The sequence below is a fragment of the Streptomyces europaeiscabiei genome, assembly GCF_036346855.1.
Taxonomy (GTDB): Bacteria; Actinomycetota; Actinomycetes; order Streptomycetales; family Streptomycetaceae; genus Streptomyces; species Streptomyces europaeiscabiei.
The window spans coordinates 1,412,245-1,429,262 of sequence record NZ_CP107841.1 but is presented as its reverse complement, the minus strand read 5'-3'; the positions used below and the strand labels follow the sequence as shown (position 1 = coordinate 1,429,262).

3 protein-coding genes are annotated in these 17,018 nt (G+C 73.1%); all 3 read left to right on the top strand.

The window, feature by feature from the left end; all coding sequences use genetic code 11:
* Positions 1–31 precede the first annotated feature (31 nt).
* The 3 genes from OG858_RS06090 (at position 32) to OG858_RS06080 (ending at position 16,878) form a co-directional block, all read left to right on the top strand.
* A complete protein-coding gene (locus tag OG858_RS06090; RefSeq protein WP_328545071.1) occupies positions 32–14,929 on the top strand; it encodes a type I polyketide synthase in 14,898 nt (4,965 codons plus the stop codon).
* Between the two features lie 99 nt (positions 14,930–15,028).
* Complete coding sequence (locus OG858_RS06085; RefSeq protein WP_086754136.1) at positions 15,029–16,096, top strand: glucose-1-phosphate thymidylyltransferase; 1,068 nt, start codon at positions 15,029–15,031, stop codon at positions 16,094–16,096.
* A 5-nt stretch (positions 16,097–16,101) separates the two neighbouring features.
* On the top strand, positions 16,102–16,878 hold the full coding sequence (locus tag OG858_RS06080; protein ID WP_327745750.1) for a futalosine hydrolase: 777 nt from the start codon (positions 16,102–16,104) through the stop codon (positions 16,876–16,878).
* The last annotated feature ends 140 nt before the right edge of the window (positions 16,879–17,018 follow it).

The window sequence follows — 17,018 nt, the reverse complement described above, 5'->3', positions numbered from 1 at the left end:
CGACTTCCCGATTCTCGAAGGGCTGACTGGCATGGGCAACACAGGAAACACTGGCAACGCGGGCAAAGCGGGCAACGCGGGCAACACCGAGGACCAGCTCCGCGACTACCTCAAGCGCGTCACCACGGACCTGCGCAAGACCCGCGGCAGGCTCACCGACCTGGAGTCGCGGGCGCACGAGCCCATCGCCATCGTGGCCACCGCCTGCCGCATGCCCGGTGCGGTGCGCACCCCCGAGGACCTGTGGCAGGTAGTCGCCGACGGCGTCGACACGGTCTCCGACCTGCCGTCCGACCGTGGCTGGGACATCGAGGCGGTCTACGACCCCGACCCCGACCGCGTCGGCACCAGCTACGTCCGCCAAGGCGCCTTCCTGCACGACGCGACCGAGTTCGACGCCGGGTTCTTCGAGATATCGCCGCGTGAGGCGACCGCGATGGACCCGCAGCAGCGGCTCCTGCTGGAGACCACCTGGGAGGCGTTCGAGCGGGCCGGTATCAACCCGACGGCCCTGCGCGGCAGCGACACCGGCGTCTTCGTCGGCGCCAGCAACCAGGCGTACGCCATCGACGGCACCAACGCTCCCGAAGGCGTCGAGGGCCACCTGCTCACCGGCGGGTCCGCGGCCGTCCTCTCCGGCCGCATCGCCTACAGCTTCGGCTTCGAGGGCCCGGCCGTCAGCCTCGACACCATGTGCTCCTCCTCCCTGGTCGCCCTCCACCTGGCGGTACGGGCCCTGCGTTCCGGCGAATGCTCGATGGCCGTAGCGGGCGGCGCCACCGTCATGGCGACCATGCGCAACTTCATCGAGTTCAGCCGACAGCGCGGCCTTGCCGCCGACGGCCGCTGCAAGCCCTTCGCCGCCGGAGCCGACGGCACCGGCTGGGGCGAGGGTGTGGGTGTGCTGTTGCTTGAGCGGTTGTCGGACGCGCGGGCCAATGGGCATCAGGTGTTGGCGGTGGTGCGTGGTTCGGCGATCAATCAGGACGGTGCGTCGAACGGTCTGACGGCTCCGAATGGTCCTTCGCAGCAGCGGGTGATTCGGGCGGCTTTGGCTGATGCGGGGTTGTCGGCTGCGGATGTGGATGTGGTGGAGGCGCACGGTACGGGGACGAAGTTGGGTGACCCGATCGAGGCGCAGGCGCTGCTGGCGACCTACGGGCAGGAACGCCACGGCGACGATCCGCTCTGGATCGGCTCCCTCAAGTCCAACATCGGCCACACACAGGCCGCATCCGGTGTCGCGGGCGTGATCAAGATGGTCGAGTCGCTCCGGCGCGGCACCGTCCCCCAGTCGCTCCACGGCGAGGAGCTCACCCCGCACGTCGACTGGTCCTCCGGCACCCTGCGCCTGCTCACCGAGGCCGTCGACTGGCCCGAGACCGGGCGGCCCCGCCGCGCCAGCGTCTCCTCCTTCGGCGGCAGCGGCACCAACGCCCACGTCGTCCTCGAGCAGGCACCGGCTCCCGAACCTGCCGTCGAGGAGAAGGAGGCGTCCGACGCCGTCCTGCCCTGGGTGCTGTCGGCCCGCTCGCAGACCGCGCTGAAGGAGCAGGCACGGCGGCTGGCCGACCGTGTCGAGTCCGCCGATCTGTCCCCTGCGGACATCGCCCACTCCCTGCTGGCCGGTCGTGCCGCGCTGGAGGAGCGGGCCGTCGTCGTCGGCTCCGACCACAACACACTGCTGAACGGTCTGCGTGCCCTGGCCCGCGGTGAACAGCCCCCGACCGTCGCCCGCGGCCTCACCGAGAGCCCCGGTGATGTGGTGGATGCGGTGTTTGTGTTTCCGGGGCAGGGGTCGCAGTGGGTGGGGATGGCGGTGGAGCTTCTTGATGCTTCGCCGGTGTTCGCGGCTCGGTTTGCGGAGTGTGGGGCTGCTCTGGAGGGGTTTGTTGAGTGGTCGTTGGTGGATGTGGTGCGGGGGGTGGGGGGTGCGCCCGGGTTGGACCGGGTGGATGTGGTGCAGCCGGTGTTGTGGGCGGTGATGGTGTCGTTGGCTGCGTTGTGGGAGTCGTTCGGGGTGCGGCCTGCTGCTGTGGTGGGGCATTCGCAGGGTGAGATCGCTGCCGCGGTGGTGGCTGGTGCGTTGTCGTTGGTGGATGGTGCGCGGGTGGTGGCGTTGCGTTCGCGGGCGATTGTGGCGTTGGCGGGGCGTGGGGGGATGGTGTCGGTCGCCCTCGACGCGCAGGGTGCGGCTGGGTTGGCGGGGCGTTGGCCGGGTCGGGTGTCGGTGGCGGCGGTGAACGGTCCGGTGTCCACAGTGGTGTCGGGTGACGCGGACGCACTCGACGAACTGGTGGCGTTCGCTGCATCCACGGGTGTCCGGGTGCGGCGGATCGAGGTGGATTATGCGTCGCATTCGTCTCATGTGGAGTTGATCGAGGGGGAGTTGGCGGAGGTTTTGGCGCCGGTGGTGGCGTTGGAGCCGTCTGTTCCTTTCCTGTCGACGGTGACCGGCGAGTGGATTGATTCGGCGGAGACGGACGCGGGGTACTGGTACCGGAACCTGCGTCGGACGGTGTGTCTGGAGCCCGCGGTGGCCAAGCTGGTCGCGGAGGGGCACGGCGCTTTCCTGGAGATGAGTCCGCACCCGGTGTTGACGGTGCCGGTGACGGAGACCGTCGAGGCGGCCGGCGCGGACGCGGTCGTGGTGGGTTCACTGCGCCGTGGTGAGGGCGGTCTGGAGCGCTTCCATCTCTCCCTGGCCCAGGCGTGGGCACGGGGCGTATCGGTGGACTGGGCGCCGGCGTTCGAGGGGCTGTCCCCGCGCCGGGTGGACCTGCCGACCTATGCCTTCCAGCGCAGCCGCTACTGGCTGGACGTGCCCAAGGCCAAGGCCGTCACGGATCCCGCCGAGGAGCAGTTCTGGCGGACCGTCGAGGAAGGCGATGCCGACGGACTCGCCCAGGCTCTCGGCCTGAACACCACCGACGGCCTCGGCGACATCATTCCCGCGCTCTCCGCATGGCACCAGGGGCGGCGGGGCCGCGCCCGGCTCGACAACTGGCGCTATCGGGTCGTGTGGCGGCCGTACGAACTTCCCGGGACGGACACGCTCGACGGCACCTGGCTGCTCGCCGTACCCGAAGAACACCTGACGTCTGCGCTGGTCACCCATGTCACCCGTGCTCTGGACCGCGCGGGCGCGACCACCGTCACCCTCGGCATGGCCGCGGACGACCTGGACCGCGGGCGGATCGCCGCACGGCTGGCCGACACCGAGCCCGCCTCCGTGCGGGGCGTCGTCTCCCTGCTGGCCCTCGATGAGCGCCTGGCCCCGGCCCACTCCGGCGCGACCGTGGGCATGATCTCCTCGCTGCTCCTGATCCAGGGCCTGCTGGACGCCGGTATCGAGGCCAGGACGTGGTTCCTGACCAGCGGCGCCGCCGCCACCGGCAGCGGCGATGACACCGTCGTCCACCCCTTGCAGGGGGCTCTCTGGGGACTCGGCCGCGTGATGGCCCTGGAACAGCCCCGGCACTGGGGCGGACTCGTCGACCTCCCCGGTGAACTGGACGACGACAGCGCACGCGGGCTCATCGCCGTCCTCGCCGCCCGGGGCGACGAGGACCAGATCGCCCTGCGCGGCCGGAGCGCCCACATCCGCAGACTGGTCCGCGCGCCCCTCGCCGGCCGCGCCGCGCCGCGCACCTGGCGCACCAGTGGCGCCGCGCTCGTCACCGGAGGCACCGGCGGACTCGGCGCCCACACCGCCCGGCTGCTCGCCCGCAACGGCGCCGAGCACCTGGTGCTGACGAGCCGGCACGGCGCCGAAGCACCCGGCGCGGCGGAGCTGGAGCGCGAACTCACCGGTCTCGGCTGCCGGGTCACCATCGCGGCCTGCGACGTCGCCGACCGGGAGGCACTGCGCCGCCTCGTCGAACAGGCCGAGTCCGACGGGCCCGCCATCCGCACGGTCGTGCACACCGCGGGTGTCGGCATGCTCGCCCCCCTCGCCGACACCGACCTCGACTTCTTCGCCGAGGGAGCCCGCGCCAAGCTGCTCGGGGCGGCCAACCTCGACGAGATCTTCGACCACGACCGGCTGGACGCCTTCGTCCTGTACTCGTCCGTCGCCGGTACCTGGGGCAGTGGCGACCACGGCGCCTACTCCGCGTCCAACGCCTATGTCGACGCCCTCGCCGAGCACCGCAGAGCCCGTGGCCTGACCGGTACGTCCCTGGCGTGGGGCATCTGGAGCCCCGAAGGCGGCGGCATGGCCGTCAACGTCGTACGCGAGCAACTGCGCTGGCGCGGCATCCCCTTCATGGACGCCGAACTCGCCGTCGCCGGCCTCCAGCAGGCGCTCGACCACGACGAGACCTTCCTCGCCGTCGCCGACATCGACTGGGAGCGCTTCGTCCCCGTCTTCACCGCGACGCACCCCCGGCCGCTGCTGCACGAGGTCCCCGAGGTCGCCGAGGCGATGAAGGCCGACGAGGCCGTCCTCGACCGGGCCGCCGACCGCCGCGGGGGACTGCGCGCGGAACTCGCCGCCCTGTCGGCCGCCGAACGTGACCGTGCCCTGGCCGACGTGGTACGCGGCCAGGTCGCCGCCGTCCTCGGCCACAGCGACAGCAACGACATCCCCCCCACCCGGGCCTTCCGTGAACTCGGCTTCGACTCCCTCACCGCGGTCGAACTGCGCAACCGGCTCAACGAGGCGACCGGACTGGCCCTGCCCGCCACGATCGTCTTCGACCACCCCAACATCCGCGACCTCGTACGCCACCTGCGCGGACAGCTCGTCGACGACTCCGCCGACGAGCAGGCAGCGGTACTCCCGATCATCGCGGCGGGCCGACCTGCGCACGAGGACGAGCCGATCGCGATCGTCTCCATGGGCTGCCGCTTCCCCGGCGGAGCGCACTCGCCCGACGACTTCTGGCGGCTCGTCCTGGACGAGACCGACGCCATATCGTCGCTTCCCGCCGACCGCGGCTGGGACCTCGACACCCTGTACGACCCCGATCCCGACCGGGCCGGCACCAGCTATGTCCGCGAGGGCGGGTTCCTGCACGACGCGGCCGAGTTCGACGCCGGGTTCTTCGGTATCTCGCCGCGTGAGGCGACCGCGATGGACCCGCAGCAGCGGCTCCTCCTGGAGACCACCTGGGAGACCCTTGAGCGTGCCGGTATCGCGCCCGACAGCCTGCACGGCAGCGACACCGGAGTCTTCGTCGGTGTCTCCCACCAGGGCTACGGTGCGACCGGCGACGTACCGGACGGCCTCGAAGGCCATCTGATCACCGGCACCGTCACCAGCATCGCCTCCGGCCGCATCTCCTACACGCTCGGCCTGGAAGGCCCCGCCGTGACCATGGACACCGGCTGCTCCTCCGCACTCGTCGCCATGCACCTGGCCATGCGCTCCCTGCGGTCCGGGGAGTGCTCCCTCGCCCTGACCGGCGGCGCCGCCGTCATGGGCGAGCCGATCGGGCTGGTCGGCTTCAGCCGCCAGCGCGGTCTCGCGATGGACGGCCGCTGCAAGGCGTTCGGCGCGGGCGCCGACGGCATGGGCATGGCCGAGGGTGTGGGTGTGCTGCTCCTTGAGCGGCTTTCGGACGCGCGGGCCAACGGCCACCAAGTGCTGGCGGTGGTGCGTGGTTCGGCGATCAACCAGGACGGTGCCTCCAACGGTCTCACCGCACCCAACGGCCGCTCCCAGCAGCGGGTGATTCGGGCGGCTTTGGCTGATGCGGGGTTGTCGGCTGCGGATGTGGATGTGGTGGAGGCGCACGGTACGGGGACGAAGTTGGGTGACCCGATCGAGGCGCAGGCGTTGTTGGCGACCTATGGCCAGGAGCGGGCCGGGGATAGGCCGCTGTGGCTGGGGTCGGTGAAGTCCAACATCGGTCACACGCAGGCCGCTTCGGGTATGGCCGGTGTCATCAAGATGGTCCAGGCGATGCGACACGGCACCCTGGCCAGGTCCTTGCACACCGAGGAGATCTCCCCGTTCGTCGACTGGCCGACCGGACAGGTCGAGGTCCTCGCCGAGGCCCGGCCCTGGGAGAGCGTCGGGCGGCCGCGTCGGGCGGGTGTCTCGTCGTTCGGCGTGAGCGGTACGAATGCGCACGTGATCCTCGAAGAGGCCGGTCAGGTCGCTGGGGAGGAACCGGCGAGGACTGGTGCGGACCGGTCGGGTGCGGTCGTTCCGTGGCTGCTCTCCGCCCGCTCGGAGAAGGCCCTGCGTGCTCAGGCGGCGCGGCTGGCTGCCCACTTGGAGAGCGCGGACGCCGATGCGGTCGACATCGCGCACTCCCTGCTGGTGGGTCGTGCGGCATTGGAGGAGCGGGCCGTCGTCGTCGGCGCCGACCGCGAGAGCCTGGCCGCTTCGTTGCGCGCTCTGGGCGCCGGAACCGCTGTTCCGGATGTGGTCCGGGGTGGTGTGCGGCGTCCTGGTGATGTGGTGGATGCGGTGTTTGTGTTTCCGGGGCAGGGGTCGCAGTGGGTGGGGATGGCGGTGGGGTTGTTGGATTCCTCGCCGGTGTTCGCGGCTCGGTTTGCGGAGTGTGGGGCTGCTCTGGATGGGTTTGTTGAGTGGTCGTTGGTGGATGTGGTGCGGGGGGTGGAGGGTGCGCCCGGGTTGGACCGGGTGGATGTGGTGCAGCCGGTGTTGTGGGCGGTGATGGTGTCGTTGGCTGCGTTGTGGGAGTCGTTCGGGGTGCGGCCGGCTGCTGTGGTGGGGCATTCGCAGGGTGAGATCGCTGCCGCGGTGGTGGCTGGTGCGTTGTCGTTGGTGGATGGTGCGCGGGTGGTGGCGTTGCGTTCGCGGGCGATTGTGGCGTTGGCGGGGCGTGGGGGGATGGTGTCGGTCGCCCTTGACGCTGAGGGTGCGGCTGGGTTGGCGGGGCGTTGGCCGGGTCGGGTGTCGGTGGCGGCGGTGAACGGTCCGGTGTCCACGGTGGTCTCGGGTGATGCGGATGCGCTGGATGAACTGGTGCTGTTCGCCCAGGAGTCGGGTGTTCGGGTGCGGCGGATCGAGGTGGATTATGCGTCGCATTCGTCTCATGTGGAGTTGATCGAGGGGGAGTTGGCGGAGGTTCTGGCGCCGGTGGTGGCGTTGGAGCCGTCCGTTCCTTTCCTGTCGACGGTGACCGGCGAGTGGATTGATTCGGCGGAGACGGACGCGGGGTACTGGTACCGGAACCTGCGTCGGACGGTGTGTCTGGAGCCCGCGGTGGCCAAGCTGGTCGCGGAGGGGCACGGCGCTTTCCTGGAGATGAGTCCGCACCCGGTGCTGACGGTGCCGGTGACGGAGACCGTCGAGGCGGCCGGCGCGGACGCGGTCGTGGTGGGTTCACTGCGCCGTGGTGAGGGCGGTCTGGAGCGCTTCCATCTCTCCCTGGCCCAGGCGTGGGCGCATGGTGTCTCCGTGGACTGGGCGCCGGCTTTCGAGGGGCTGTCCCCGCGCCGGGTGGACCTGCCGACCTACGCCTTCCAGCGCAGCCGCTACTGGCTGGAGCCCGCGGTCCGGGACTCCGCCGTCGACGGGAGCCCGGGTGTGCTCGACGACGGCTTCTGGAACAGCGTCGACAACCACGACCTGGACTCCCTCGCCGAGAGCCTCGGTATGGAGGACGTGCGGTCGCTGGCCGAGGTCGTGCCCGCGTTGTCGTCGTGGCGGCGCGACCGGATCAACCGCTCCACCCTGGACGCCTGGCGCTACCGGATCGCCTGGCGGCCCAGCACCGCGCGAGCCGCACGGGCCGCAGACCTCATGGGCACCTGGCTGGTCGTCGTCCCCGCAGGACACGAGACCGACCCCCTCGTCCGGCAGGTGTTCGCGGCGCTCGACGAGCGGTCGGCCGGAGCGCTTCTCCTCGTCGCCGGGGGACCTGCCGCCGAGCGCGACCTTATGGCCGACATGATCCGGCAGCAGACCGACGGCACCGAGATCGGCGGAGTGCTCTCGCTGCTCGCCCTGGACGAGTCACCCTGGTCCGGGGAAGGCGTCCTGCCCACCGGCCTGGTCCTGACCGCCTCCCTGCTCCAGGCGCTCGGTGACGTCCGGCTCGACGCGCCCGTCTGGTGCGCCACGCGCGGTGCCGTCTCCGTCCACCGCCGCGAGCGGCTGAACCATCCGCTCCAGGCGATGACCTGGGGTCTCGGCCGGATCGCGGCCCTGGAGTACCCCCAGCGCTGGGGCGGCCTGATCGACCTGCCCGACGCGCTCGACGACCGGGCCGCCTCCCGGCTGGTCGACGGGCTGTCCGGGACCATGGAGGAGGACCACCTCGCGGTGCGCGGGTCGGGCATCTTCGCCCGGAGACTGGTGCGCGCCGGTGAGGGACCGCGCCCCGACGGCCGGTGGCAGCCGTCCGGCACCGTCCTCGTCACCGGAGGCACCGGCGGGCTCGGCCGGCACGTCGCCCGCTGGCTGGCCCGCGGCGGCGCCGAGCACCTGGTGCTCGCCTCACGGCGCGGCCCGGCTGCCCCCGGCGCCGACGAACTCGTCGCGGAACTGGCCGAACTGGGCACCCCCGCGACGGTGGTCGCCTGCGATGTCTCCGACGCCGACGCGGTACGACGGCTCGTCGACGACCTGCCCGGCGGCGGCACCCTCACCGCGGTCGTGCACACCGCGGGCGTCATCGACGACGGTGTCATCGACGCGCTCACTCCACAGCGCGCCCACGGCGTCATGGGCCCCAAGGCCGACGCCGCACTCGCTCTCGACGCCGCCACCCGCCACCTCGACCTGGACGCGTTCGTGCTGTTCTCGTCCATGGCCGGCACCCTCGGCGGCCCCGGACAGGGCAGCTACGCCGCAGCCAACGCCTTCCTCGACGCGCTGGCCGCCCGCCGCCGGGCCGAGGGACTCCCCGCCACCTCCGTCGGCTGGGGCACATGGGCGGGCGGCGGCATGGTCGGGGAGGAGGTCGCCGAGCGGCTCCGCCGCGACGGTGTGCCGCCGATGGATCCCGACCTGGCCATCGCCTCCCTGCAGAAGGCCCTCGACCAGGACGAGGAGTTCCTGATCGTCGCCGACGTCGACTGGAAGCTCGTCACGGTCCGCGCGTTCGCCGCGCTGCGCGACTTCCCCGAGGCCCGCAAGACCGTCGCGGCGGGCGGCGACGAGGAGAAGGAGGCCGACGCCGCCGACGGGCCGCCGCTCGTGCGCAGGCTGGCCGCGCTGGCCCCCGCCGAGCGCCGCGCCGCGCTGCTCGCCGAGGTACGCGCGCAGGCCGCCGCCGTCCTCGGGCACGCAGACCCCGACGCCGTCCCCGACGGGCGTGCTTTCCGGGACCTCGGCTTCGACTCGCTGACCGCGGTCGAACTGCGCAACCGGTTCGCCGAGGCCACCGGGCTGCGACTGCCGGTCACCCTCGCCTTCGACCACCCGTCCGCGAACGCCCTCGCCGCCCACCTGGACCAGGAGCTGTTCGCCGCCGACGCGACCGCCGAAGCCCTGCAGCAGCTGCCGACGGCCGCCGTCGACGACGACCCCGTCGTCATCGTCGGCATGAGCTGCCGCTTCCCCGGCGACGTCACCTCCCCGGAAGACCTGTGGCGACTGGTCGCCGAGGGCACCGACGCCATCACCCCCTTCCCCGCCGACCGCGGCTGGAACGTCGACCACCTCTACGACCCCGACCCCGACCGCACCGGCCACTCGTACACCCGGCACGGCGGATTCCTGCACGACGCGGCGGAGTTCGACCCCGCGTTCTTCGGGATCGCACCCCGCGAGGCCGTCGCCATCGACCCGCAGCACCGGCTGCTCCTTGAGACCTCCTGGGAAGCGTTCGAACGCGCAGGGATCGAACCCGACCGGATGCGCGGCGCCCGGGCGGGCGTGTTCATCGGCTCCAACTACAACGACTACGGCAGCCGCGTCCGCCGAGCCCCCGAGGGACTGGAGGGCTACCTCGCCACCGGCAGCGCCGGCAGTGTCGCCTCCGGGCGCATCGCCTACACCTTCGGCCTGGAGGGGCCGGCCGTCACCGTCGACACCGCCTGCTCCTCCTCCCTCGTCGCCCTGCACCTCGCCGCGCAGGCACTGCGGTCCGGAGAGTGCGAACTCGCCCTGGCCGGCGGCGTCACCGTGATCTCCACCCCCGACACCTTCGTCGAGTTCAGCAGGCAGCGCGCCCTCTCGCCCGACGGACGCTGCAAGCCTTTCTCCGCCGAGGCCGACGGCGCCGGCTGGGCCGAAGGCGTCGGCCTGCTCCTGCTGGAGCGCCTCTCCGACGCCCGCCGACACGGGCACCCCGTGCTCGCCACCGTCGCCGCGACCGCCGTCAACCAGGACGGCGCCTCCAACGGCCTGACCGCGCCCAGCGGACCGGCCCAGCAGCGCGTCATCCGGCAGGCGCTGGCCTCCGCCGGGCTCTCTCCCAAGGACGTGGACGCCGTCGAGGCGCACGGCACCGGCACCACCCTCGGCGACCCCATCGAGGCCCAGGCCCTGCTCGCCGTCTACGGCCAGGACCGGCCCGCCGAACGCCCGCTGTGGCTGGGCGCGCTGAAGTCCAACATCGGCCACACCCAGGCCGCGTCCGGCGTCGCGGGCGTCATCAAGATGGTGATGGCGATGCGGCACGGCGTCCTGCCGCGCACCCTGCACGCCGAGGACCCCTCCCCGCACATCGACTGGTCCTCCGGCGCCGTACGCCTGCTGCACGAGGAGCGTCACTGGACGCCCGGTGACACCCCGCGCCGCGCGGGCGTCTCCTCCTTCGGCGTCTCCGGAACCAACGCCCACGTCATCCTCCAGGAGCCGGACAGCCCCGCGCCTGCGGAGCCGCGCCCGGCCGGCACAACCTCCGGGGCCCTGCCCTGGCTGCTGTCCGCCCGTGGCACGGCCGCACTGCGCGCCCAGGCCCGCCGCCTCCTCGACCACATCGCCGCCCGCCCGGAGACGGAGCCGGCCGACCTCGCCCTGTCCCTGGCCACCACCCGCGCCCACCACGACGACCGGGCGGCCGTCGTCGCCGACGGCACCGACGCCCTCGCCGAGGCGCTCACCGCCCTCGCCGAGGGACGCGAGAACCCGCTCCTCGTCACCGGCCGGGCTCGCGGCGGCAGGACGGCCTTCCTCTTCTCCGGTCAGGGCGCCCAGCGGGCAGCCGCCGGCCGCACCCTGTACGAGCGGTACGAGGTGTTCGCCGACGCCCTCGACGAGGTCTGTGCCCACCTCGACGCCCACCTCGACCAGCCGCTGCGGGACGTGATGTTCGCCGAGCCTGGCACCCCGCAGGCCGCCCTGCTCGACCGCACCGCCTACACCCAGGCCGCGCTGTTCGCCGTCCAAGTCGCCCTGTACCGGCTCCTGGAGAGCCTGGACGTACGGCCCGACGCGCTGCTCGGCCACTCCGTGGGCGAGATCGCCGCGGCCCATGTCGCGGGCGTCCTCGCCCTGGAGGACGCCTGCCGCCTCGTCGCCGTACGCGGCACCCTGATGGGGGACCTCCCGGCGGGCGGAGCCATGGTCTCCGTCCAGGCCGGCGAGGACGAGGTGGCCCCGCTGCTCGCCGCCCACGAGGGCCGGGTCGCCGTCGCCGCGCTCAACGGCCCGCTCGCCACCGTCCTGTCCGGAGACGAGGACGCCGTCCTCGCGGTCGCCGCCGAACTGGCCGCCCAGGGCCGCAGGACGCACCGCCTCAAGGTCAGCCACGCCTTCCACTCGCACCACATGGACGGCATGCTCGACACGTTCGCCGCGCACACCGCGGAGCTCGGCCACGCCACCCCCGCCGTGCCGGTGGTGTCCACCCTCACCGGACGCCCCGTCACCGCCGACGAACCCTTCGACGGCGCCTACTGGGTGCGTCAGGTCCGTGCGGGCGTCCGCTTCCGCGACGGGATCCGCGCCCTCGAGGAACAGGGCATCACCACCTATGTCGAGATCGGACCGGGTGACGTCCTCACCGCGCTCGCCGGCGACTGCGTCGAGGACGACGCCACCCTCGTGCCGACCCTGGGCCGGGACACCGAGGAGGGAGCGTCACTGACCTCCGCCCTGGCCCGGCTGCACACCCACGGCCACCGCGTCGACTGGGACAGCTGGTTCGCCCCCACCGGAGCCCGCCGCACCGACCTGCCCACCTACCCCTTCCAGCGACGCACCTACTGGCTGGAGAGCACCGGCGCCGACACCCTCCGCACCGACCTGGAACAGGTGGGTCACCAGCTGGTGACGGCGGCCGTCCCCCTCGCCGACAGCTCCGGAGTCGTCCTGACCGGAACCGTCTCCGTCCAGGACCGGCCCTGGCTCGCCGACCACGCGCTCGCCGGCCGCGTCCTCTTCCCCGGCACCGCCTTCCTCGACCTCGCCATGGAGGCCTGCGCCCATGTCGGAGCCGCCCGCATCACCGACCTCACCCTGCAGACCCCGCTGGTCCTCCCCGGGCACGCAGGCGTCCACCTCCAGGTCGCCGTCGGCGCACCCGACGGCGACGGCAACCGAGCCCTGACCGTGCACTCCAGGCCCGCCACCGGCGGCGACACCGCCCAGGACCCCTGGACCCGGCACGCCGAGGGCACCCTCAGCGACACCCCGGCGGCCGCCGCCGTACCCCTTGCCGCCGCGTGGCCGCCGCCGACGGCCACGCCCGTCGACGTGACCGGCCTGTACGAGCGCATCGCCGAGGGCGGCTTCGCCTACGGCCCGGCCTTCCGCGGCCTGCGCGCGGCCTGGCGCGACGGCGACACCGTGTACGCGGAGATCGCCCCCGCGGACGGCGAACACCTTCAGGGCACCGACCGCTTCCGCGTGCACCCCGCCCTGCTGGACGCGGCCCTGCACACGGTGGCTCTCGCCGCCGCCGAAGACACCGGCACGGTCGTCCCGTTCACCTTCTCGGACATCACCGTGCACAGCGCCGGATCCACCGCCCTGCGCGTCCGTCTCGTCCCGGCCGCCGAGGAGCACACCTACCGGGTGACCCTCCTGGACCAGACGGGCAACCCGGTCGCCGACATCGACACCCTCGCCCTGCGCCCCGTCGACACCGACGCGCTGCCGGCCGCCCCCGGCCGCGGGGCACTGCACCGCATCCGCTGGACACCCGTCGCCCTCGGCGCACCCCCCGCCGGCCCACGGCACCTCGTCGGCAGCGCCGTCCCGCCCGCCGCACCGGCACTCGCGGACGCCGTCCACCACGCCGATGCCGCCGCGCTCCTGACGGCCGTGGCCGACACGGCCGTACCCGCGACCGTCCTCGCCGCGCTGCCCGACACCGGCGAGGACACCGATCCCGCCGTCGCTGCCCGGCACGCCTCCCACCACGCCCTCGGCCTGGTCACGGACTGGCTCGCCCACGACGGCCTCGCCGGCTCCCGGCTGGTGGTGCTCACCCGGCACGCCGTCAGCACCTCACCCGGCGACGCGCCGCACACCGACCCCGCCCAGGCGGCCGTCTGGGGCCTGATCCGCGCGGCACGCGCGGAGAACCCCGGCCGCTTCGCCCTCGTCGACCACGACGGCAGCGCGGCCTCGCTCGCCCTGCTGCCCGCCGTACTGGCCCTGGGTGACAGTGAGATCGCCCTGCGTGAGGGCACCGCACTCACTTCCCGCCTCACCCGCACCACCCCGGCGGACACACCCGCCGGCACCCCGGCGGGCACACCCGGCGACGGCACCGTCCTGGTCACCGGGGCCGGCGGAGTCCTCGGCCGGCGGATCGCCCGCCACCTGGTCACCGTCCACGGCGTCCGCTCCCTGGTGCTGGCCGGACGACGCGGCGCCGCCGCCGACGGCATGACCGAACTCCACGAGGAACTCACCGGCCACGGCGCCCACGTGACCGTCGCGGCCTGCGACGTCGCCGACCCTGCCGCCCTGACCGCACTGCTCGACGGCATCCCCGCCGACCGCCCGCTGACCGCGGTCGTCCACACCGCCGGCGTCCTCGACGACGGCATCGTGCAGTCCCTCACCCCCGAGCGCGTCGACACGGTACTGCGCGCCAAGGCCGACGCCACCGTGCTGCTGGAACAGCTCACCCGCGACACCGGCGCCGCACTCGTGCTGTTCTCCTCGCTCGCGGGGACACTCGGCGGCGTCGGCCAGGGCAACTACTCGGCGGCCAACGCCTTCCTCGACGCCTTCGCCGCGCGCCACGCCGCGCACGGACGCCGCGTCCAGTCCCTCGCCTGGGGCCTGTGGGCCGAACGCAGCGGCATGACCGGCAAGCTCGGCGAGGCCGACCTGCGCCGCATCGCCCGCAGCGGACTGCGCCCGATGAACACCGCCGACGCGCTCGCCCTGCTCGACACCGCGATGCGTTCCCCGGAGCCCTGGTACGCGCCCGCCGACCTCGACCCGGCCGCCCTGCGCGCCTCCGACGGCTCCGTGCCCGACCTGGTCCGCGACCTCGTCGGGGCCCGCACCGGACGCCTCGCCGCCCAGGCGGCCGCCACACCCGCGGCGCCCGCCGAGGGCGAGCTGCGCGCACGCCTCGCCGCACTCGCCCCGAGCGCCCGGCACGACGCCGTCCTGGACGCCGTGCTCGCCCAGGCCGCCCTCGTCATCGGCCACGACAGCCCCGACGCCCTCGACCCCGAAGGAGGCTTCCTCGACAGCGGGTTCAACTCGCTGACCGCCGTCGAACTCCGCAACCGCATCGGTGCCCTCGCGGGCGTACGACTGCCCGCGACGCTCATGTTCGACCACCCCACGCCGCAGCGGCTCGCCGCGCATCTCCTGGAGCGCATCGCCCCCGCCGACCTGCCCGTCGCGTCCCCGGTACTCGACCAGCTCGACGCGCTGGAGGCCCAGCTCACCGGATCAGCGGTGGACGAGGCCCTCCAGGACAGGCTCCGCAGCCGACTGCACGGCCTGCTGGCCCGGCTGGACGGCGTCCCGGCGCCCACCGCGACCGCCGACACTGCGGGAACCCCGGCGGCAGGGGCGTCGGCCGACGAAGTCTCCGACGACGAGCTGCGCGCCTTCCTGGAGGGCGACCTCGACGAGGCCTGAACCGACAGGCCGGCCCGTCCGGGCCCTGACACACCGTCAGGGCCCGGACGGGCCACCACCTCCCACCCACCACCTCCCACCCACCACCTGGATGGAACAGTGAAGGCTCTCGTGCTCGCGGGGGGATCCGGTACGCGACTGCGACCGATCACCCACACCTCCAGCAAACAGCTGGTCCCGGTCGCCAACAAACCGATCCTCTTCTACGGCCTCGAAGCCATCGCCGCCGCGGGCATCACCGACGTCGGCGTCATCGTCGGCAGCACCGCCCCGGAGATCCGGGCCGCCGTCGGCGACGGCTCCGCCTTCGGCCTGAACATCACCTACATCCAGCAGAACGAACCCCTCGGGCTCGCCCACGCCGTCCTCGTCGCCGAACCCTTCCTGGGCGACGACGACTTCGTCATGTACCTCGGAGACAACTTCGTCCTCGACGGCATCAGCGACGTCGTCGACGAGTTCCGCAAGGACCCGCCCGACGCACAGGTCCTCCTCACCCGCGTCAGTGACCCGACGGCCTTCGGTGTCGCGGTCATCGACGACCAGGGCAACGTCGTCGACCTCGAGGAGAAGCCCCGCAAACCGCGCAGCGACCTCGCCGTCGCGGGCGTGTACCTCTTCACGACCGCCGTCCACGAGGCCGTCCGGGCCATCCGACCCTCTCCCCGGGGCGAACTCGAGATCACCGACGCCCTCCAGTGGATGATCGACCAGGGCATGACCGTGCGCTCCACGGTCATCACCGGCTACTGGAAGGACACCGGCAACGTCACCGACATGCTGGAGGTCAACCGCACCCTCCTGGAGCGCCTCCAGCCCCGCGTCGACGGCTTCGTGGACGAGGAGAGCGAGATCATCGGACGCGTCCGGATCGAGGAGGGCGCCGAGGTCCACCGCTCCCGCATCGTCGGCCCCGTGATCATCGGCGCCGGGAGCATCGTCACCGACTCCTACATCGGTCCCTCCACGTCGGTCGCGGAGCAGTGCCACATCTCCCACAGCGAGATCGAGTACTCCATCGTGCTGCGAGAGTCGTCCTTCGACCGCATCCGCCGCGTGGCCGCATCCCTCGTCGGACGCAATGTCAAGGTCACCCTGGCACCCCGGCTGCCCGCCACCCACCGCCTCGTCATCGGCGACCACGGGCAGGTCCAGATCTCCTCATGAACCCGATCCGCCTGCTCGTCGTCACCGCCGTCGACGCCGAACGCGACGCCGTCGCGCGCGGCCTCGGCCCCACCGTGCCGGTCCGCTGCCCCGGTCTGCCGGGCCGCGAGATGATCAGGGTCGACCACACCCCGGGCAGCACAGGCCAACCTGCCGCCCGCGAACCGTCACCCGTCCGGCACCAGCGGTTGAGCGCGGACCTGGTGGCCGGGGGAGTAGGCCCCGCCGCCGCGGCGGGGGCCACCGACGCGGCTCTCACCGCGGCGGCCGTCCACCGGGACCCGTACCACCTCGTCGTCTCCGCCGGCATCGCGGGCGGGTTCGTGCCCGTCGCCGCCCCGGGCTCCGTCGTCGTCGCCGACCGCGTCATCGCCGCCGATCTGGGCTGCGAGACCCCCGACGGGTTCCTGTCCGCCGACAGCCTCGGGTTCGGCGTCTGCGAGCACCCGTGCGCGCCGCATCTGGCCGCGGCCGTCGCCCGTGCCCTCGGCGCCGTCCACGCACCCGTGCTGACCGTCTCCACCGTCACGGGCACCGCGGAACGCGCGCACGCCCTGCGGCGGCGCCACGCCGCCGCCGCCGAGGCGATGGAGGGCTTCGGCGTCGCCGAGGCCGCCGCCGTCCACGGCGTACCGCTGCTGGAGATCCGCACCATCTCCAACGCGGTCGGGCCCCGTGACCGCGCGGCCTGGCGCGTTCCCGAAGCCCTCGCCGCCCTCCGGGACGCCTTCGCCGTCCTGACCGACCTGCTCTCCCGCGGCGCCCCGCCCCCGTACACCTGAGCCCGCCCGTGCCCCGGCCTCCGTGCGCGCCCTACGGCCGTCCGGGGTACCACCCGATCCCCGTCGCCTCCCGGTCACCGCTCCTGCCTGCGTGAACGGCGGACCGGGCGGGATTTCCAAGGGTTTCCCCAGAGAACCCC